We start from the raw sequence: 17,441 nt of genomic DNA on the forward strand, positions 1-17,441 counted from the left end.
AGGTCGTTCATGGCAGAGGGTGCACCCACGCTCGAGTCGCCGTGGCCGGTCGCCGTGCTCGGGGCCAAGATCAAGGAGTACGTCGACCGCCTCGGCACCGCCTGGGTCGAGGGCGAGCTCACCCAATGGAACGTGCGGGGCGGCAACGTCTACGGCAAGCTCAAGGACCTCGAGCTCGACGTCACGGTGAGCATCAACGTCTGGTCGTCGGTCGCCTCGCGCCTCGACAAGGACTTCGCGCAAGGCGACCGGGTCATCGCCGCCGTGAAGCCCGACTACTGGGTCAAGGGCGGCACCCTGTCGATGCAGGTGTATGACCTGCGGCACGTCGGCCTCGGCGACCTGCTCGAGCGTCTCGAGCGCCTGAAGCGCCAGCTCGCCTCCGAGGGCCTGTTCGACGTCGCCCGCAAGAAGCCGCTGCCGTTCCTGCCGCATCTGATCGGGCTCGTCACGGGCAAGGACTCCGACGCCGAGAAGGACGTCAAGAAGAACGCGCTGCTGCGCTGGCCGGCCGTGCAGTTCCGGACCGTCTACGCGGCGGTGCAGGGCGACCGCTCGGCGACCGAGGTGACCGCGGCGATCAGACAGCTCGACGACGACCCCGAGGTCGACGTCATCATCGTCGCCCGCGGCGGCGGCGACTTCCAGAATCTGCTGCCGTTCAGCGACGAGACCCTCGTGCGCACCGCGGCCGCGACCCGCACGCCGCTCGTCTCCGCGATCGGCCACGAGAACGACCGCCCGCTGCTCGACGAGGTCGCGGACCTGCGCGCCTCGACGCCGACGGATGCCGCGAAGCGTGTCGTCCCCGACGTCGCCGAAGAGCTCGTGCGCGTGCAGCAGGCACGCACCCGCATGCAGACGCGAGTCACCTCGCTCGTCGGCCATGAGATCGACCGCGTCGCGCAGCTGCGCAGCCGGCCGGCGCTCGCGACCACCAGCTGGATCGTCGACACCCGCGCCGAGGAGATCACGCGCTATGTCGCTCGGGGGGCCGAGCTCGCCGCACGCACAGTGGAGCGGGCTGAGACATCCGTTCGCGAACTCGGTGCGCGCCTGCGCACCCTGTCGCCGCAGTCGACGCTCGACCGCGGCTACGCGATCGTGCAGGCGGGCGGGCATGTGCTGAAGAGCGCGGATGCCGCGCCAGAGGGCACGGCTCTCGTGATCACGCTCGCCGACGGCGCCATCGATGCCGTCTCGGGCGGCACCCAACATCGTCAGTGAGGAGCCACTTAGAATGAACGCCGTGCCAACTCCCGACACGACCGTCGACGTCGCAGCGCTGAGCTATGAGCAGGCGCGCGACGAGCTGGTGAAGGTCGTCAGCGAGCTCGAACAGGGAAATGCCAGCCTCGAGCAGTCTCTGCAGCTGTGGGAGCGCGGCGAAGCGCTCGCCCGCCGCTGCGAGGAATGGCTCATCGGCGCGAAGGCACGGCTCGACGCCGCTCGCCTCGGCGCGCAGGGGGGCGGCCAAAAGACGGGTGGCGACGAGTTCTAGATGAGTGACAACAGACCGGCCGGCCGCGTCGTCGCCGAGCTCGGGCGCCCCGAGACCGCGGCCGAGACGGTCGCGCGCAAGGCCGAATCGAGCCGGCTGCATCGCCAGCGGCAGACAGTCAACAATCTCGTCTACTCCCTGATCGCGACCCTCGGCATCGTGCTGGTGATCGTGCTGCTCGTGCCGCGGAACAGCCCGGGAACGGTCGGGAAGCCCGTCGACTGGAAGTCGGTCGCGTCACAGGGCACGGGCACCGAGCCCGACCCGCTGCTGTCCCCCGACCTGCCGAAGGGATGGACGGCGAACGCGGCCGAGCTGCGCACGGGCTCGTCCTCCGGCATCGATGACTGGCACATCGGCTTCATCTCGCCCGACAAGCAGTACATCGGCCTCGACCAGGGCTTCAAGGCAGACGACACCTGGATCGTCGATGAGGTCGACAGCATCCGGGCCACGGGATCGACGACGATCGGCGGGGTGAAGTGGGTCGTCTACGACAACCGCGCCGGCCAGTCGGACAGCGACAACACCACCTACGCGCTGGTCGCGACTCATGCGGCGAGCACGGTCGTGCTCGCCGGCACCGCGAGCCCCAAGGAATTCGCGACGGTGGCACAGGCGCTTGCGCCGCAACTCGACGGGAGCGCCGACCGATGACCTCGCCCACCCCCGCCGAAGCCTGGCAGAGCCTGCTCGACGGCAACCGCCGCTTCGTGTCGGGCGCACCGAGCCACCCGAACCAGAACGTCGAGCGCCGCGAGGACCTGGCCGACGGCCAGCATCCCACGGTCGCGATCTTCGGGTGCAGCGACTCGCGCCTCGCCGCCGAGATCATCTTCGACCTCGGCCTCGGCGACGCCTTCGTCATCCGCAACGCCGGCCAGGTGGCATCCGACTCGGCCATCGGCTCACTCGAGTACGCGGTCGGCGTGCTGGGCGTTCCGCTCATTCTCGTGCTCGGCCATGACGAGTGCGGTGCCGTGCGCGCCGCCATCGATTCGCAGGCGACGGATGCCCCTGGGCTGACGCCCAAGATCGAGAAGCTCATCGGCCCGATCGTTCCCGCCGTGCGCCGCGTGGCGCGCGCCCGCGGCAGCGAACCGCTCGACACCACTGCGATCGACGCCTCAGAGGTCGGCCGCGAGCACCTGCGCGACACGATCACCGACCTGTTGACCGGAAGCGAGCTGATCAGCCGCAAGGTCGTCGACGGCTCGGTCGGAATCGTCGGCGCGAACTACCGCTTGCACGAGGGCACCGCGGTGCCCGACGTGCTCATCGGCCTGCCGTCATAAGCGGCAGCACCCACCACATCCGCGACACGAGGAAGTGCACACCGAAGTGACGACCGAAACCGACGCCGAGTACCGCATCGAGCACGACACCATGGGCGAGGTGAGGGTGCCCCGCGACGCGCTGTACGCCGCGCAGACGCAGCGCGCCGTCGAGAACTTCCCCATCAGCGGGTCGACGCTCGAGCCGGCGCAGATCGCCGCGCTCGCCCGCATCAAGAAGGCGGCGGCACTCGCCAACAAGGAGCTCAGCACCCTCGACGGCCAGATCGCCGACGCCATCGCGTGGGCGGCCGACGAGGTGATCGCCGGGAAGTACGACGGCGAATTCCCCATCGACGTGTACCAGACCGGCTCCGGCACGTCGTCGAACATGAACATGAACGAGGTGCTGGCGACGCTCGCTTCTCGGCGCCTCGGCAGCCCCGTGCACCCCAACGACCATGTGAACGCCTCGCAGTCGTCGAATGACGTGTTCCCGACCTCGGTGCACATCGCCGTCACGAGCGCGCTCATCGACCAGCTCATCCCGGCGCTCGACCACCTCGCGGTCGCCCTCGAGGAGAAGGCCGAGCTGTGGAAGGACACCGTCAAGTCGGGCCGCACGCACCTGATGGACGCGACGCCGGTGACCCTCGGGCAGGAGTTCGGCGGTTACGCCGCTCAGCTGCGCTACGGCATCGAGCGCGTGAACTCCGCACTCCCCCGCGTGGCAGAGGTGCCGCTCGGCGGCACGGCCGTCGGCACGGGCATCAATACGCCGCTCGGCTTCCCGCAGAAGGTGATCGAGCTCATCGTCGACGAGACCGAGCTGCCGATCACCGAGGCGCGCAACCACTTCGAGGCCCAGGCGAACCGTGATGCGCTCGTCGAGGCGTCGGGCGCGCTGCGCACCGTCGCCGTGTCGCTCACCAAGATCTCGAACGACCTGCGCTGGATGGGCTCTGGCCCGAACACCGGCCTCGGCGAGCTGAAGATCCCCGACCTGCAGCCCGGCTCGTCGATCATGCCCGGCAAGGTGAACCCGGTCATCCCCGAGGCGACCCTCATGGTCGCCGCACGCGTGATCGGCAACGACGCCACCATCGCCTGGAGCGGCGCATCGGGCGCGTTCGAGCTCAACGTCGCGATCCCGGTGATGGGCTCGGCGCTGCTCGAGTCGATCCGCCTGCTCTCGAACGCGACGCGGGTGCTCGCCGACAAGACGGTGCGCGGCCTCGAGGCCGATGTCGATCACGCCCGCTTCCTCGCCGAGGCATCGCCGTCGATCGTCACCCCGCTCAACAAGCTCATCGGCTACGAGGCCGCAGCGAAGATCGCCAAGTACTCGGTCGCCGAGGGCCTCACGATCCGCGAGGCCGTCATCAAGCTCGGCTACGTCGAGCGCGGCGAGATCACCGAGGCGCAGCTCGACGAGAAGCTCGATGTGCTGAGCATGACGCACCCGTAGGCATCCCCGACAGCACGAGGGCCCCGGAGTAGTCTCCGGGGCCCTCGGCGTCTAGGACGGGCGGCTCCTATTCAAGCATCTCGGTGACCAGTGCCGCGATGGCCGATCGCTCCGAGCGCGTGAGTGTGATGTGGCCGAACAGCTCGTGGCCCTTCAGGGTCTCGATGACGGATGCCACGCCGTCGTGCCGCCCGACGCGCAGGTTGTCGCGCTGGGCCACGTCGTGCGTGAGCACCACGCGCGAGTTCTGGCCGACACGCGAGAGCACCGTGAGCAGCACGTTGCGCTCCAGCGACTGCGCCTCGTCGACGATCACGAAGGCGTCGTGCAGCGAGCGGCCGCGGATGTGCGTGAGCGGGAGCACCTCGAGGATGCCGCGCTCGACGACCTCCTCCAGCACGTTGTCGGAGACGAGCGCGCCGAGGGTGTCGAAGACCGCCTGGCCCCACGGATTCATCTTCTCCTGCTGGTCACCGGGCAGGTAGCCGAGCTCCTGCCCACCGACGGCGAACAGCGGCCGGAACACCATGATCTTCTTGTGCTGCTGCCGCTCGAGCACGGCCTCGAGGCCTGCGCACAGCGCGAGTGCCGACTTGCCGGTGCCGGCACGGCCGCCGAGCGACACGATGCCGATCGCGGGGTCGAGCAGCATGTCGATCGCGAGCCGCTGCTCGGCCGATCGGCCGTGCAGGCCGAAGACGTCGCGGTCGCCGCGCACGAGGCGGATGGCACCTTCCCCGGATACCCGCCCCAGCGCTGACCCGCGGTCGGAGTGGACGATGAGGCTCGTGTTGACGGGGAGGCCGGCCACGGCATCCGTCTCAAGCGATTCGTGGTCGTACAGGTCTGCCATCTCGTTCGACGTCAGATCGATGTCGATGAGACCCGTGTAGCCGGAGTCGATCGCGAGCTCTGCGCGGTACTCCTCTGCGGAGAGCCCGATCGACGACGCCTTGACGCGCATCGGCAGGTCTTTCGAGACCACCGTCACGTCGAGCCCGTCGTTCGACAGGTTCATCGCGACGGCGAGGATCCGCGCGTCGTTGTCGCCGAGCTGCATGCCAGACGGCAGCACCGCCATGTTCGAGTGGTTGAGCTCGACGCGCAGGCTGCCCCCGTCGCCGACGAGGACCGGGAAGTCCAGCCGCCCGTTCTCGACGCGCAGGTCATCGAGGTGCCGCAGCGCCTGCCGCGCGAAGTAGCCGATCTCGGGGTCGTTCCGCTTGCCCTCGAGCTCGCTGATGACCACCACAGGGATGACCACCGAGTGCTCGGCGAAGCGGAAGATCGCTCGCGGATCGGACAGCAGAACCGAGGTGTCGAGGACGAAGGTCCTCTCGGTCTGACGCGTCTGGCTCGGCGAATCCCCCTTCGCGATCGTGCTCGGCTGATTGGTCGAAACTGAAGCCACAACCACTCCCGTCCGGCGCGGGGCGTGCCCGCGCGCGGTTCACTTTTCAAAAGCGAAGTGGCCGCTTGGTCACGAAGTGAACTTATGTGGCCACTTCGACCGGGCGCCATGCCCGATGGCTCACAAGTTACGTCCCTGTAATTCGATCCGCTACCCCCGACACGCGTCACAGCGGTAACAAGCTCGTTAACGGGGCGGCGGATGCCTCAGTAGGCGCTGGCGTACGAGGTGAGCGCCCCGCGCAGCATCCCCAGCGTCTCCTCCGTGGTGCCGGCGTGGGCTGACAGCCGCACCCCGCCGCCCCGCGTGCGCGCGGTCACGCCGTGGTTGTGCAGGCTTGCGGTGAGCTTCGTGAGCGACTCAGGCTCCGGCTCGAGCACGACGATGCCAGCGCGCTCGTTCTCGGCACGCGGCGAGGCCACCGCGATGCCGTACTCGTCGGCAAGGTCGATGACCCGCGCGGCCGCGTCAGCCACCGCGGCGGAGATCTCGGCGACGCCGACCGCGGCGACCTCTTCGAGCGCCGACGCCAAGCATGCCTGGGCAACCCGGTCGGGATTGCTCACGGTGAACGCCTTCGCGGTGCGGGCGTAGGGCGGCACGGCATCCCACGGCTCGAACAGGTCGGTGCCCGTCCACCCGCTGAACACGGGCGTGATGTGTCCGAGCGCGCGCTCGGAGAGCGCGAGGAAGCCGGTGCCCCAGCCCGCGCGCACCCACTTCTGGCCACCGGTCGCGACGACGTCGGCGACCTCGAATGGCGCGTCGACGACGCCGAAGCCCTGGATCGCGTCGACGATCAGCAGCCGGTCGCCGATGACCTGGCGGATTCCATCGAGGTCGGCGACATAGCCCGTGCGGGCGTCGACCAGAGACACGGCGACGGCGGTCACGGCATCCGTCAGCTGCTCGCGGATCTCTGAGGGCGTGACCTTGCCGTGGTCGGTCTCGAGCCAGACGGGGTTCACGACGTGCAACGCCTCGGCCGCGCGCTGCACCGCGACCGGCAGACTCGGGAACTCGGCCGGCGAGACCAGCACGTCGCCCGTGATGCCGAAGATCGCCTGCATCAGCCCCTGCGTGGTCGAGGGCTGGAACACGATCTGATCGGCGGGAAAGCCGGTCAGGTCGGATGCCGCGACCCGCACCCGCTCGTCGGAATGGCCGAGCTGCGCGAGCGACCCGAACCGGGCGCGAGCGAAGAGATCGGCGTGCGCGTACAGCTCTTCCTGCACGGTCTTGGAGATCGGGCCGACGCTCCCGTAGTCCAGGTAGCCCGGCTCTTCCAGGAACCCGGCCCGGTACTCGTCCAACGTCGTCACATGAACCTCCTGGTCAATTCTGACGGACCATAAGGCCCCTGGCCTAACCGCCCGGAATCGACTAGAGTCTTTCTTGTATCTAACCCGGAAGGATCATCCATGTACGACTACTTCGCCGGCAGGACCGCACTCGTGACGGGGGCCGCCTCCGGCATCGGCAAAGCGGTGGCCGAGCAGCTCGCCGCAGAAGGTGCGAACGTGGTGGTCGCCGACCTCAAGCTCGATGCCGCACAAACCGTCGTCGACGAGCTGGTCGCCGCGGGCGGTTCGGCGGCGCCGTTCGCCGGCGACGTCTCCGACCCCGCCGTGGTCAAGGCGGCGGTCGACTTCGCCGTCGAGGAGTTCGGAGCGCTGCACCTCGCGGTGAACAACGCCGGCATCGGCGGCCCGCAGGGGCCGCTCGCCGACTATGACGACTCGGACGGCTTCGCGGCCTACCACCAGCTCATGGGCGTGAATCTGCACTCGGTCTACTACGGCATGCGCTACGAGATCCCGGCGCTGCTCGCGGCGGGCGGGGGTGCGATCGTCAACATGTCGTCGATCCTGGGGCTCGTCGCCGAGCCGAGCGCGACGCCGTACACGACGGCGAAGCATGGCGTATCGGGCATGACGAAGGCCGCGGGGGCGACCTACGCCTCACAGGGCATCCGTATCAACTCGGTCCACCCCGGTTACATCGACACCCCGCTGCTTGCCGCCATGCCTGCCGAGTACAAGCAGGTGCTGATCTCGAAGCACCCGGCCGGCCGGCTCGGCACGGCCGACGAGGTCGCGAACCTCGTGCTGTTCCTGCTCTCCGACAAGGCTGCCTTCATCAACGGCACGCAGCACGTGGTCGACGGCGGGTACACGACCGTCTGATCATCGCCCCGGTCAGCCGCCGTAGCGGCGGTTGCGGCGCGTGAAGTCGCGCAGCGCGCGCAGGAAGTCGACCTCGCGCAGGTCGGGCCCGAGCGCCTCGACGAAGTAGAACTCGCTGTGCGCGCTCTGCCAGAGCATGAAGTCTGAGAGCCGCTGCTCGCCCGAGGTGCGGATCACGAGGTCGGGGTCGGGCTGCCCGCCTGTGTAGAGGTGCTCGCCGATCAGCTCGGGTGTGAGCGTCTCAGCGAGGTCCTCGAGCGAGCGGCCGGCGGCGTGGTGCTCTGCGACGATCGAGCGCATCGCATCGGTGATCTCGGTGCGGCCGCCGTAGCCGACCGCCAGGTTCACGTGCAGGCCGGCGTTCTCGCGACTCGCCTGCTCAGCGGTGCGCAGCGCCTCGGCGAGCGGTCCTGGCAGCCCTGTCGTGGTGCCCACGTGCTGCACCCGCCAGTCGCGCTGGCGGGAGAGGTCGAGGGCGAGCTCGGCGATGATCTTCATGAGCGCGTCGAGCTCGTCCGAGCCGCGGTTGGCCAGGTTGTCGGCTGACAGCAGATAGAGCGTGACGACGCGGATGCCGAGCTCATCGCACCACTCGAGGAACTCGATCATCTTGGCCGCGCCCGCGCGGTGCCCATGCTCGACGGTCGTGAACCCGACCTGGCGCGCCCACCGCCGGTTGCCGTCGATGATCATCGCGACGTGATGCGGCAGCGCCTCCGCACCGGCCGCGCTGAGATCGCGGCGCAGGCGCTTTTGGTAGAGCCCGTACAGCACCCCTCTGCCCGGGGACTGCCGTCGTTCGCTCACAGGCACAACTTACCGAAGTTCCTCCAGCCGGTGCGGCTAGCCTCAGGCCATGACGATCGCAGCGCCTGCGCCCCGCACCTCGGCCGCCCCGCTCGAGGTCAAGCCGAGCTGGCGCGGGTGGATCCACGCCGCGACGACGCCGATCACGATCGCCGCGGGCATCGTGCTCATCTGCCTCGCCCACCATGCCGCGGCGAAGACGGGCGCCGCGATCTTCATGGGCACATCGATCCTGCTCTTCGGCAACTCGGCGCTCTACCACCGGTTCAACTGGGCCCCGCGCACGAAGCTCGCGCTCAAGCGCGTCGACCACGCCAACATCTTCCTGCTGATCGCCGGCACCTACACGCCCGTCGCGCTCACCATGCTGCCGCTCGTGTGGGAGGGCATCCTCGTGCTCTCCGTCGTGTGGGCGGGCGCGATCGCCGGCGTCTTCTTCCGCGTCTTCTGGATCAACGCGCCCCGCTGGCTCTACGTGCCCCTCTACCTCGTGCTCGGCTGGGCCGGCGTCGCTGTCTGCGCGTTCTCCGGCTTCAATCCCTTCATCTCGACCGGCGCGATCGCCGCCGGCATCCTGATCGCCGTCGGCGGCCTGTTCTACACCCTCGGCGCCGTCGTCTACGGCACCAAATGGCCGGGGCGTGCGGCGAAGCACTTCGGCTTCCACGAGATCTTCCACGCCTTCACGGCCGCCTCGTTCGCCTGCCACTGGGCCGCGATGCTGGTGCTCGCCCTGCACCCGCCCTTTAACGCCTAAGGTCGACGCGACCGCTCAGATCGGGCGCAAATGAGTCGATTGGGCGCATTGCCCTCGACATCGGCTATGCCCGATCTGTTCATTTGCGCGTTATCGAACCGGCGGATCCAGCCAGAACGCTGTGGCGTGCGGTCAGGCTCGCCCGTCATCGTCGCGCTGAGCCTGCTCGGCGTCGAGCTTCTCAGCCACCTCCGCGCGGTAGCGCACGCGGCGGATGCGGCGCGTCATGTCGATGATGAGCAGCAGCACCACGACCGCGACGCCGAAGAACGCGATGAAGCCCCACGGCCCCGGAGTCGTGATGTCAGCCGCCGGAATGCTCGGCGTCGGCGATGGGGTCGGGGTGGCGGCCGCAAGCTCGAACAGAGCAGACGCGAGGCTCACAGTGCCTCCTCCGCGATGCCGGCGAACAGATCGGTCTCAGGGGTCACTGCAGGAACTTTCGAATCGATGAGCTGGTAGTCGTCGGTCGGCCAGGCGGCGCGCACGACGTCGTTCGGCCAGAAGAAGAACGGGCTGTCAGGGGCGACCTGGCTCGCGTGCGACCGTAGCGCAGCATCCTTTGCGTCGAGCTGGTCGCCGACGTCAATACGCGTCGTCGCGAGGTACGGCGACTCGGTGAGCCACCGCTTCATGTCCTCGAACTCGGCGATGAGCGGCGAGTCGGGGTAGCGGGCGACGAGCTCGTCGTAGACCGCCCGCGTCTTCTGCGAGCTGAACAGCCGGTCGAAGTAGTACTTCGGAATCTGCCATGCCTCGCCCGCCGCCGGGTACCGCCCGGCGTCCGCCGCAGCCTCTCGCGCATAGTTCGCGATCTCGTAGCTGCGGATGTGGTCGGGGTGCGGGTAGCCGCCGTTCTCGTCGTAGCTGACGAGGACGTGCGGCCGGAACTCGCGGATGAGCTTCACGAGCGGCTCGGCCGAGATCTCGAGCGGAATCGCGGCGAACGAGTTCGCGGGCAGGGGCTCGCCCTCCTCAGGCATCCCCGAGTCGAAGAAGCCGAGCCAGCGGTGCTCGAACCCGATCACGCGCTGCGCGGCGGCCATCTCGACCCGGCGAAGGCCGGCGAGGTCACGGTGCGCCATCGGCACGCTCTCCAGAGCGGGATTGAGGATGCTTCCCCGCTGCCCACCCGTGCAGGTGACGACCATCACCTCGGCCCCTTCGGCGAGGTAGCGCGCGTAGGTCGCCGCACCCTTGCTCGACTCGTCGTCGGGGTGGGCGTGGACCGCCATCAAGCGCTTGGGCACGCGCCACCTCTCACGTCGGGGACCGGGTCTCAGCTTTCGGCTCAGAAGCGAGCCGTAACCTTGTCAAGACTAGTTGTTAGGAGTGACATGCCAGCTGGCAGCGAGGCCCTCGCGGGGCGCTACGGCGACACCGCACGGCGGCGCCTCACCACGCGCTGGCTGCTCGTCGGGCTCGGCGGCTTCATCGCGATCGTGATGATCGCGTGGGCCGTGTGGGGCTCGGGGCTCGGCTCGAAGGCCTCGAACCTGCAGTTCACCGCCACCGCGAGCAACACGATCGACGCGCAGCACATCACGGTGAGCTTCACGGTCGACGCGCCGGCGCACACGGCGATCTCGTGCGCGGTCGAGGCGCAGAACATCGGATTCACCGTCGTGGGCTACGACGTCGTCCATCTGAAGCCGACGCCGAAGACGCACCAGGTCGTGACAAAATCCCTGATCACGTACGAACCAGCGGTCTCAGGCTCGCTAGACAAGTGCTGGTTGACGTAAGCTTGCTCTTCAACGCCTCGACGCACGCCGTCGGGGCGTGACCTTATCCCGAACGAGACGACAGGTGCAGGCTGCCGTCGAAGCAAGGAGCAATCATGTCCCAGGAGACGACAGTCACCTTCCTCACCCAGGAAGCGTATGACCGGCTGAATGACGAGCTCACCTACCTGGAGACGACCGGCCGCATCGAGATCGCCAAGCGCATCGAGGTCGCGCGCGAAGAGGGCGACCTGAAGGAGAACGGCGGCTATCACGCCGCCAAAGACCAGCAGGGTGTTCAGGAAGCGCGCATCGTGACCATCAAGAGTCTGCTCGCGCACTCGAAGGTCGGCGTCGCGCCTGAGAGCAACGGCATCGTCGAGCCGGGCACCCTCGTGACCGCGGTCATCGCAGGCGCCGAGGACACCTTCGTCGTCGGCAACCGCGAGATCGCGAAAGACAGCGAGTACTCGGTCTACAGCGAGCAGAGCCCCATCGGCGCCGCCATCCTCGGCCTCAAGATCGGCGACAAGACCAGCTACACGGCGCCGAACGGCCGCGATATCGCCGTCGAGATCACCGACGTGCAGACCTGGACGGGTCAGTAGCCCGCCGATCGCTGAGGAGGATGCCGCAGGCATCCGTCTCGAAGCGCTACTCGGTCTGCTCCACGAGCGGTTCGTAACCCGCGTCGCGCAGGTGCTGCAGCACCTGCGCGCGGTGCTCGGGCCCGCGCGTCTCGACCGAGATCTCGAGCGCGACCTGGCTGATCTGCAGCCCGTTGTGGTGCCGCGTGTGCAGCACCTCGATGACGTTCGCGCTCACCTCCGCCAGGATCTGCGAGATGGTCGCGAGCTGGCCTGGGCGGTCGGGCAGCATGATGCGCACGGTCAGGTAGCGGGCGGATGCCTCGAGGCCGTGCGCGATCACCCGCTGCATGAGCAGGGGGTCGATGTTGCCGCCTGAGACGATCGCGACGGTCGGGCCGCTCGCGCGCACCTTCCCTGCGAGGATGGCGGCGACACCGGCCGCTCCGGCCGGCTCGACCACGAGCTTCGCGCGCTCGAGCAGCACGAGGATCGCGCGAGCGAGATCGTCCTCGCTGACGGTGACGACCTCGTCGACGTACTCCTGCACGATCGGGAAGTTGAGGTCGCCGGGGCGCCCGACGGCGATGCCGTCGGCGATCGTGGGATCGACCGGCACCGACACCTTCTCGCCCGCGGCGAGCGACGGCGGGTAGGCTGCGGCGTTCTCTGCCTGGATGCCGATGATGCGGATGCTTCGCCCTGCCGTCTCCGCGCTGAGCTTCGCCGCGCGGGCGACGCCAGAGATGAGGCCGCCGCCCCCGATCGGCACCAGGATCGTCTCGACGTCCGGCACCTGCTCGATGATCTCGAGACCGAGCGTGGCCTGTCCGGTGATGACGTCCTCGTGGTCGTACGGCGGGATGAAGACCGCGCCGGTGCGCGCCGTGAACTCCTGCGCGGCGGCGAGGGTCTCGGTGAACGTGGTGCCCTCGAGCACGGCCTCTGCGCCGTATGCACGCGTCGCCTGCAGCTTGGGCAGGGCGACGCCGGCCGGCATGAAGATCGTGGCTGCGATGCCGAGCCGCTGCGCGGCCAGCGCGACGCCCTGCGCGTGATTGCCGGCCGACGCCGCCACCACCCCGCGCGCCTTCTCGTCGTCGGTGAGGCGGCTGAGCCGGTTGTAGGCGCCGCGGATCTTGTACGAGCCCGTGCGCTGCAGGTTCTCCGCCTTGAGCCACACGGGGACACCGAGCAGCTGCTCGAGGTAGCGGCTGCGATCCATCGGCGTCGGCTGAATCACCTGCGCGACGACCTCGCGGGCCTGCTCGATCTCGTCGAGACTCGGGCCGAGGTAGACGGCAGCGGGCGATTCGGGCGCGGAGGTCATTCCGTCAGTTTACGTTTCGCGCTGGCACGCACCCGCTCGGCGGGCACGACCTGCCAGAGCGCGGTGCCCCGCTGCGCGTACGCCGGCGAGCCTCTCGTGTCTGCGCGGATCGACAGGAATCCGATCATCGCATTCAGCACCGCGGCGAACGGCACCGCGAAGAGCGCGCCTGTGATGCCCGCAAGCAGCGAGCCGGCGGTCACGACGAGCACCACCGCAAGAGGGTGGACCTTGACCGCCGTGCCCATGATGAGCGGTTGCAGCACGTGCCCCTCGACCTGCTGCACGAACAGCACGATCGCGAGCATGACCAGCGCGAACCAGAACCCCTTGTAGACGAGGGCGATGAACACGGCGAGCGTTCCGGTCACAACGGCCCCGACGATGGGGATGAACGAGCCGAGGAACACCAGCACCGCCACGGGGATCGCGAGCGGCAGGCCGAGGAAGAAGGCTCCGAGGCCGATGCCGAGGGCGTCGATGGATGCCACGAGGATCTGCACCCGCACGAACGTCCGCAGCGTCACCCAGCCGGACCGCCCTGCCCCGTCGGCGGCGGGCCGAGCGCGCTTCGGGAAGACGCTGACCACCCAGCTCCAGATGCCTGCGCCGTCGATCAGGATGAACAGGGTGCTGAACAAGGTCAGCAGGAGCCCCGTGACGACATGGCCGACGGTCGAGCCGACCGACAGCGCGCCGTTGATCAGCACCTGGGTGTCGGCCTGGATCGCATCGGTGAGCTGGCGGATGCCGTCGTCGAGCTGCCGATCGGTGAGGTTGAATGGCGGCCCCGTGAGCCAGAGACGCAGCGCCTCGACGGAGGCCATCGTCTGGTGCCGCAGGGAGCCGGCCTCCGCACGCAGCTGCTGGCCGACCAGGAACACCAGGCCGCCGATCACCGCGATCGTGATCACCATGCAGAGCACGATCGCGATCCACTTCGGCAGGTGCGCGCGGACCAGCAGGTCGCGCAGCGGGACCAGCAGCGCCGAGAGCAGGATCGCGATCAGCACGGGCACGACGATGAGCCGCAGCTGCACGATCACGAACAGCAGCACCGCGATGGCCGCGCCGATCAGCAGCAGGCGCCATGACCAGGCGGATGCCAGCAGCACGCCGCGAGGCAGGGAGTCGTCGACCTTCTGCGACTCGCTGCGATGGGTGTGCGGCCGAGGGGCGGGCATGCGGCTGAGTCTATGGCCCTCGTCGGGGCCCGTGTCGGTGGCTCGCGATACCGTTTCACCGATGGTTCAGACACTCAGCGCGGCCGCCGCCCGGCGCGTCGCGCTCGCCGCGCAGGGGTTCGGGCGCGTGCCCTCGGCCACGGTCGGCACGCGGCAGCTCAACGGGCTGTTCGACCGGCTCGGGCTGCTGCAGATCGACTCGGTGAACGTCTTCGAGCGCTCCCATTACCTGCCGGCGTTCGCACGACTGGGCGGGTACGACAAGACGCTGCTCGACCGCCTGACGTTCCGGCCCACGTCGCGGTCGTCGGAGTCGGGGTATACCGAGGTGTGGGCGCACGAGGCGGCATTCGTCCCGGTGCGCGACTGGCCGTTGTTCCGCTTCCGGCACCGGCGCTTCCGCGAGAAGTACCTCGCCGGGAAGGACAGCTGGGGGCTCACCGCCGGGCGCGAGACGATCGAGTGGCTGCGCGCAGAGCTGGCCGCGCGGGGTCCGCTCGCCGCGAGCGAGATCGAGCACGACGCCAACGTGAGGCGGGGGCCGTGGTGGGGCTGGTCCGAGGTGAAGCAGGGTCTCGAGGTGATGTTCCGCGCGGGTGAGCTCGCGACCGCCGGGCGCACGCGCTTCGAGCGGCGCTATGCGCTCGTGGAACAGGCACTGCCGGCATCCGTTCTCGATCGTCACGTGCCGGAAGACGAGGCTGTTCGCGAGCTCGTGCGCCACTCGGTGACGGCCCTCGGTGTCGGCACGCTGGCCGACATCGCCGACTACTACCGGCTGTACACCGCCGAGACGAAGGCGGCGCTCGACGACCTGGTGCACGCGGGCGAGGTCGAGAGGGTGCACGTGCACGGGTGGCAGCGCGCCGGCCGGCCGCTGGCCGCCTACGCACCCGCCGGGGTGCGGGTGCCGCGCGCGATCTCCGCAACCGCGGTGCTGTCGCCGTTCGACCCCGTCGTGTGGGAGCGCGAGCGGCTGCTGCGCATGTTCGGCATGCACTACCGCATCGAGATCTACACCCCGGCGCCGAAGCGAGTGTTCGGCTATTACGTCATGCCCGTGCTCGTCGACGACGAGATCGTGGGGCGCGTAGACCTCAAGAGCGACCGGCAGGCCGGCGTGCTGCGGGTGCAATCGGCCTGGGTCGAAGAGGGCCGGGCGGAAGGCGCGGTCGCCGAGCGGCGCGCACCGCTGCTCGGCAGGGTCGCCGAGTGGCAGGGCCTCGGCGAGGTGATCGTGGCGGGCCGCGGGAACCTGGCGGCCGCGCTCGATGCGGAAGTGGAAGGTGCTGCGCAGACCGCGGTGTGAACGCGGGCAGACTGGGAGGGATGGCTTCCGAACCCGCTCCGAAGATGCACGCGCACCAGATCGACGTCTCAGACGACGACGTGCGGCGCCTGATCGGTACGCAGTTCCCGCAGTGGGCGCATGAGCGCGTGCGGCGGGTGCCGTCGTACGGCACGACGAACGCGATGTTCCGGCTCGGGGCCGACAAGGTGGTGCGGCTGCCGTTCATTCCGGGCGACGGGGTCGGCGTGCCGGTCGAGACGGCGATCCTCGAACGGGTGAGCGGGCAGCTGCCGGTCGCGATCCCCGCGGTGCTCGCGAACGGCCGAGCCGACGAGTGCTACCCGTACACCTGGTCGGTGCTGGGCTGGGTCGAGGGTGAGATGCCGGTGCCCGAGGCGCTGGTCGACGCCACGGGGCTGGTCGATGATCTGGTCGCGGTGCTCGCGAGGCTGCGCGAACTTCCGACGGAGGGTGTGCGGCTCGCGCAGCGCAGCGGGCCGCTCGCGCCCCTCGCAGAGCCGGTGCGTGAGGCCATGCGCGAACTCGACGGCGAGTTCGACACGGATGCGTTGCGGAGGCTCTGGGACGATGCGCTCGCCGCTCCGGAATGGGCCGCCGAACCCGTCTGGCTGCACGCCGACCTGCTGCCGAGCAACCTGCTCGTCGACGAGCACGGCCGCCTCGCCGGTGTGCTCGACTGGGCGGCGGCGGGCATCGGCGACCCGTCGTGCGAGCTGCTCGCAGCCTGGAATGTGTTCCCGTCCGGCGCGCGGGAGGTATTCCGCGCGCGCCTCGCCGAACGGCTCGACCTCGACGACGCCACCTGGCGTCGCGGCCGGGGCTGGGCGATCGCGCAGGCGGTGCTGGCGCTCCCCTACTACCGAGGCACGAACGCGGGCATGGTCGAGATGGCGACGCGCGCGCTCCGGGCGCTCGAGCAGGTGCCTGCCGACCACCGGTAGCGGGGTCGATGCCTAAAAGCCGCCGCCGATCTTCTTGAGGCGCTCGATGCGGTCAGGGATCGGGGGGTGCGTCGAGAACAGGCGCGAGGTGAGCGACGGCTGCAGCGGGTCCGAGATCCAGAGATGGGCCATCGAGGTGTTCTGGCGCTTCATCGGCCGGCTGTAGTCGCCGAGCTTCTGCAGCGCCGATTCGAGCCCCTCGGGGAAGCGCGTGATCTCTGCGCTCGTGGCGTCGGCAAGGTATTCGCGCTGCCGCGAGATCGCCGCCTGCACCAGCGCCGCGAGGATCGGCGCCAGGACGATCGCGACCAGCCCGAGGATCAGGAGGATCGGGTTGCCGCCGCCCCCGCCGCCGTTGTTGTTGCCGCGGCCGCGGTTGTTGCCACCCCCGAAGACCGCGCCGAAGAACGTCATACGGATGAAGATGTCGGCGATGAACCCGATCGCGACGACCAGCCCGAACACGATCGTCGAGACGCGGATGTCGTAGTTGCGCACGTGCCCCATCTCGTGAGCCATGACGCCCATGAGCTCGGTCGGGTCCATGAGCTCGAGCAGGCCGGTGGTCGCGGCGACGACCGCATGGTCGGGGTCGCGACCGGTTGCGAACGCGTTCGGCGCAGGGTCGTTGACGATGTAGATCTTCGGCATCGGCATGCCGGTCGAGATCGAGATGTTCTCGACGGTCTGCCACAGCACGGGGTGATCGGATTTCTGCTGCAGCTGCACTGCGCCCGACATGGCCACGGCCTGCGAGCTCGCGGTGAAGTACTGCAGCACGGCGTACGCGATCGCGATCACGAGCGCGATGATCGTGACCGACCAGCCGCCGCCCATGAAGTAGCTGATGACGTAGGAGATCACTCCGACGAGGACCAGGAAGAACAGGATGAAGAAGACCGTGTTCCTCTTGTTCCGGGCTATCGCTCGGTACATGTTCTAGCTGACGGTATCGCGCT

Annotated in this window: 18 protein-coding genes and 1 pseudogene; 11 read left to right on the top strand and 8 right to left on the bottom strand. The window is 68.9% G+C overall.

The window, feature by feature from the left end; genetic code table 11:
- Window positions 1-9: 9 nt before the first annotated feature.
- The 5 genes and pseudogenes from xseA to D7I44_RS03005 all read left to right on the top strand — a co-directional run.
- Window positions 10-1,291 (top strand): annotated as a pseudogene (gene xseA, locus D7I44_RS02985) (exodeoxyribonuclease VII large subunit); the annotation flags it as partial.
- On the top strand, window positions 1,286-1,501 hold the full coding sequence (locus tag D7I44_RS02990) for an exodeoxyribonuclease VII small subunit (protein WP_425459329.1): 216 nt from the start codon (window positions 1,286-1,288) through the stop codon (window positions 1,499-1,501). The pseudogene xseA and the gene D7I44_RS02990, both read left to right, overlap by 6 nt.
- Window positions 1,502-2,158 carry a DUF4245 domain-containing protein gene (locus D7I44_RS02995; RefSeq protein ID WP_120788123.1) on the top strand — a complete coding sequence of 219 codons (657 nt, stop codon included), beginning with the start codon at window positions 1,502-1,504 and terminating at the stop codon, window positions 2,156-2,158.
- Window positions 2,155-2,796, top strand: coding sequence for a carbonic anhydrase (locus D7I44_RS03000; RefSeq protein WP_120788124.1), 642 nt, complete (start codon window positions 2,155-2,157; stop codon window positions 2,794-2,796). The genes D7I44_RS02995 and D7I44_RS03000 overlap by 4 nt, the downstream gene beginning before the upstream one ends.
- Window positions 2,797-2,887: 91 nt before the next feature.
- Window positions 2,888-4,243 (top strand): class II fumarate hydratase, encoded by a 1,356-nt coding sequence (locus D7I44_RS03005; RefSeq protein ID WP_245980193.1) that lies wholly within the window; start codon window positions 2,888-2,890, stop codon window positions 4,241-4,243.
- 67 nt (window positions 4,244-4,310) lie between these two features.
- On the opposite strand, the gene phoH2 is transcribed toward D7I44_RS03005, so the two are convergent.
- Window positions 4,311-5,621: an RNA 5'-3' helicase PhoH2 gene (gene phoH2 / locus D7I44_RS03010; protein WP_120790768.1), complete on the bottom strand. Its 1,311-nt coding sequence runs from the start codon at window positions 5,619-5,621 to the stop codon at window positions 4,311-4,313.
- A 239-nt stretch (window positions 5,622-5,860) separates the two neighbouring features.
- A complete protein-coding gene (locus tag D7I44_RS03015; protein WP_120788126.1) occupies window positions 5,861-6,976 on the bottom strand; it encodes an aminotransferase class V-fold PLP-dependent enzyme in 1,116 nt (371 codons plus the stop codon).
- Window positions 6,977-7,075: 99 nt separating this feature from the next.
- Between D7I44_RS03015 and D7I44_RS03020 the strand changes: the two genes are divergently transcribed.
- Entirely contained in the window at window positions 7,076-7,840 is a 765-nt protein-coding gene (locus tag D7I44_RS03020) for an SDR family NAD(P)-dependent oxidoreductase (RefSeq protein ID WP_120788127.1), read from the top strand.
- Window positions 7,841-7,852: 12 nt separating this feature from the next.
- On the opposite strand, the gene D7I44_RS03025 is transcribed toward D7I44_RS03020, so the two are convergent.
- On the bottom strand, window positions 7,853-8,647 hold the full coding sequence (locus tag D7I44_RS03025; RefSeq protein WP_120788128.1) for an isoprenyl transferase: 795 nt from the start codon (window positions 8,645-8,647) through the stop codon (window positions 7,853-7,855).
- Between the two features lie 49 nt (window positions 8,648-8,696).
- On the opposite strand from D7I44_RS03025, the gene trhA reads away from it, so the two are divergent.
- Window positions 8,697-9,404 carry a PAQR family membrane homeostasis protein TrhA gene (trhA, locus tag D7I44_RS03030; RefSeq protein ID WP_120788129.1) on the top strand — a complete coding sequence of 236 codons (708 nt, stop codon included), beginning with the start codon at window positions 8,697-8,699 and terminating at the stop codon, window positions 9,402-9,404.
- Window positions 9,405-9,536: 132 nt separating this feature from the next.
- Here the strand turns inward: trhA and D7I44_RS03035 are convergent, their stop codons facing one another.
- Both D7I44_RS03035 and mca read right to left on the bottom strand, forming a co-directional pair.
- Window positions 9,537-9,788 (bottom strand): hypothetical protein, encoded by a 252-nt coding sequence (locus tag D7I44_RS03035; protein WP_120788130.1) that lies wholly within the window; start codon window positions 9,786-9,788, stop codon window positions 9,537-9,539.
- Window positions 9,785-10,654, bottom strand: a complete 870-nt coding sequence (gene mca / locus D7I44_RS03040) for a mycothiol conjugate amidase Mca (protein WP_245979967.1) — start codon at window positions 10,652-10,654, stop codon at window positions 9,785-9,787. The genes D7I44_RS03035 and mca overlap by 4 nt, the downstream gene beginning before the upstream one ends.
- A gap of 87 nt (window positions 10,655-10,741) precedes the next feature.
- On the opposite strand from mca, the gene D7I44_RS03045 reads away from it, so the two are divergent.
- Together D7I44_RS03045 and greA are read left to right on the top strand one after the other, a co-directional pair.
- A complete protein-coding gene (locus D7I44_RS03045; protein ID WP_120788132.1) occupies window positions 10,742-11,149 on the top strand; it encodes a DUF4307 domain-containing protein in 408 nt (135 codons plus the stop codon).
- 95 nt (window positions 11,150-11,244) lie between these two features.
- Window positions 11,245-11,736 (top strand): transcription elongation factor GreA, encoded by a 492-nt coding sequence (gene greA / locus D7I44_RS03050; protein WP_120788133.1) that lies wholly within the window; start codon window positions 11,245-11,247, stop codon window positions 11,734-11,736.
- A gap of 46 nt (window positions 11,737-11,782) precedes the next feature.
- Here the strand turns inward: greA and ilvA are convergent, their stop codons facing one another.
- A complete protein-coding gene (gene ilvA, locus D7I44_RS03055) occupies window positions 11,783-13,045 on the bottom strand; it encodes a threonine ammonia-lyase (RefSeq protein ID WP_120788134.1) in 1,263 nt (420 codons plus the stop codon).
- Window positions 13,042-14,229, bottom strand: a complete 1,188-nt coding sequence (locus D7I44_RS03060) for an AI-2E family transporter (RefSeq protein ID WP_120788135.1) — start codon at window positions 14,227-14,229, stop codon at window positions 13,042-13,044. The genes ilvA and D7I44_RS03060 overlap by 4 nt, the downstream gene beginning before the upstream one ends.
- Window positions 14,230-14,290: 61 nt before the next feature.
- On the opposite strand from D7I44_RS03060, the gene D7I44_RS03065 reads away from it, so the two are divergent.
- Together D7I44_RS03065 and D7I44_RS03070 are read left to right on the top strand one after the other, a co-directional pair.
- Window positions 14,291-15,538, top strand: coding sequence for a winged helix-turn-helix domain-containing protein (locus tag D7I44_RS03065; protein WP_120788136.1), 1,248 nt, complete (start codon window positions 14,291-14,293; stop codon window positions 15,536-15,538).
- A 20-nt stretch (window positions 15,539-15,558) separates the two neighbouring features.
- Entirely contained in the window at window positions 15,559-16,482 is a 924-nt protein-coding gene (locus D7I44_RS03070) for an aminoglycoside phosphotransferase family protein (protein ID WP_220093822.1), read from the top strand.
- A gap of 12 nt (window positions 16,483-16,494) precedes the next feature.
- On the opposite strand, the gene D7I44_RS03075 is transcribed toward D7I44_RS03070, so the two are convergent.
- Window positions 16,495-17,418, bottom strand: coding sequence for a M48 family metalloprotease (locus D7I44_RS03075; protein WP_120788137.1), 924 nt, complete (start codon window positions 17,416-17,418; stop codon window positions 16,495-16,497).
- Window positions 17,419-17,441: the final 23 nt, after the last annotated feature.

It is taken from the genome of Gryllotalpicola protaetiae (assembly GCF_003627055.1).
Taxonomy (GTDB): Bacteria; Actinomycetota; Actinomycetes; order Actinomycetales; family Microbacteriaceae; genus Gryllotalpicola; species Gryllotalpicola protaetiae.

Excerpts from the sequence above, each read along its gene's own strand:
- D7I44_RS03065 (WP_120788136.1), top strand. The coding sequence starts at position 14,291 with ATGGTTCAGACACTCAGCGCGGCCGCCGCCCGGCGCGTCGCGCTCGCC.
- ilvA (WP_120788134.1), bottom strand. The coding sequence starts at position 13,045 with ATGACCTCCGCGCCCGAATCGCCCGCTGCCGTCTACCTCGGCCCGAGT.
- D7I44_RS03000 (WP_120788124.1), top strand. The coding sequence starts at position 2,155 with ATGACCTCGCCCACCCCCGCCGAAGCCTGGCAGAGCCTGCTCGACGGC.
- D7I44_RS03045 (WP_120788132.1), top strand. The coding sequence starts at position 10,742 with ATGCCAGCTGGCAGCGAGGCCCTCGCGGGGCGCTACGGCGACACCGCA.
- D7I44_RS03005 (WP_245980193.1), top strand. The coding sequence starts at position 2,888 with ATGGGCGAGGTGAGGGTGCCCCGCGACGCGCTGTACGCCGCGCAGACG.
- D7I44_RS03075 (WP_120788137.1), bottom strand. The coding sequence starts at position 17,418 with ATGTACCGAGCGATAGCCCGGAACAAGAGGAACACGGTCTTCTTCATC.
- D7I44_RS03070 (WP_220093822.1), top strand. The coding sequence starts at position 15,559 with ATGGCTTCCGAACCCGCTCCGAAGATGCACGCGCACCAGATCGACGTC.
- D7I44_RS02995 (WP_120788123.1), top strand. The coding sequence starts at position 1,502 with ATGAGTGACAACAGACCGGCCGGCCGCGTCGTCGCCGAGCTCGGGCGC.
- D7I44_RS03060 (WP_120788135.1), bottom strand. The coding sequence starts at position 14,229 with ATGCCCGCCCCTCGGCCGCACACCCATCGCAGCGAGTCGCAGAAGGTC.
- D7I44_RS03020 (WP_120788127.1), top strand. The coding sequence starts at position 7,076 with ATGTACGACTACTTCGCCGGCAGGACCGCACTCGTGACGGGGGCCGCC.
- greA (WP_120788133.1), top strand. The coding sequence starts at position 11,245 with ATGTCCCAGGAGACGACAGTCACCTTCCTCACCCAGGAAGCGTATGAC.
- trhA (WP_120788129.1), top strand. The coding sequence starts at position 8,697 with ATGACGATCGCAGCGCCTGCGCCCCGCACCTCGGCCGCCCCGCTCGAG.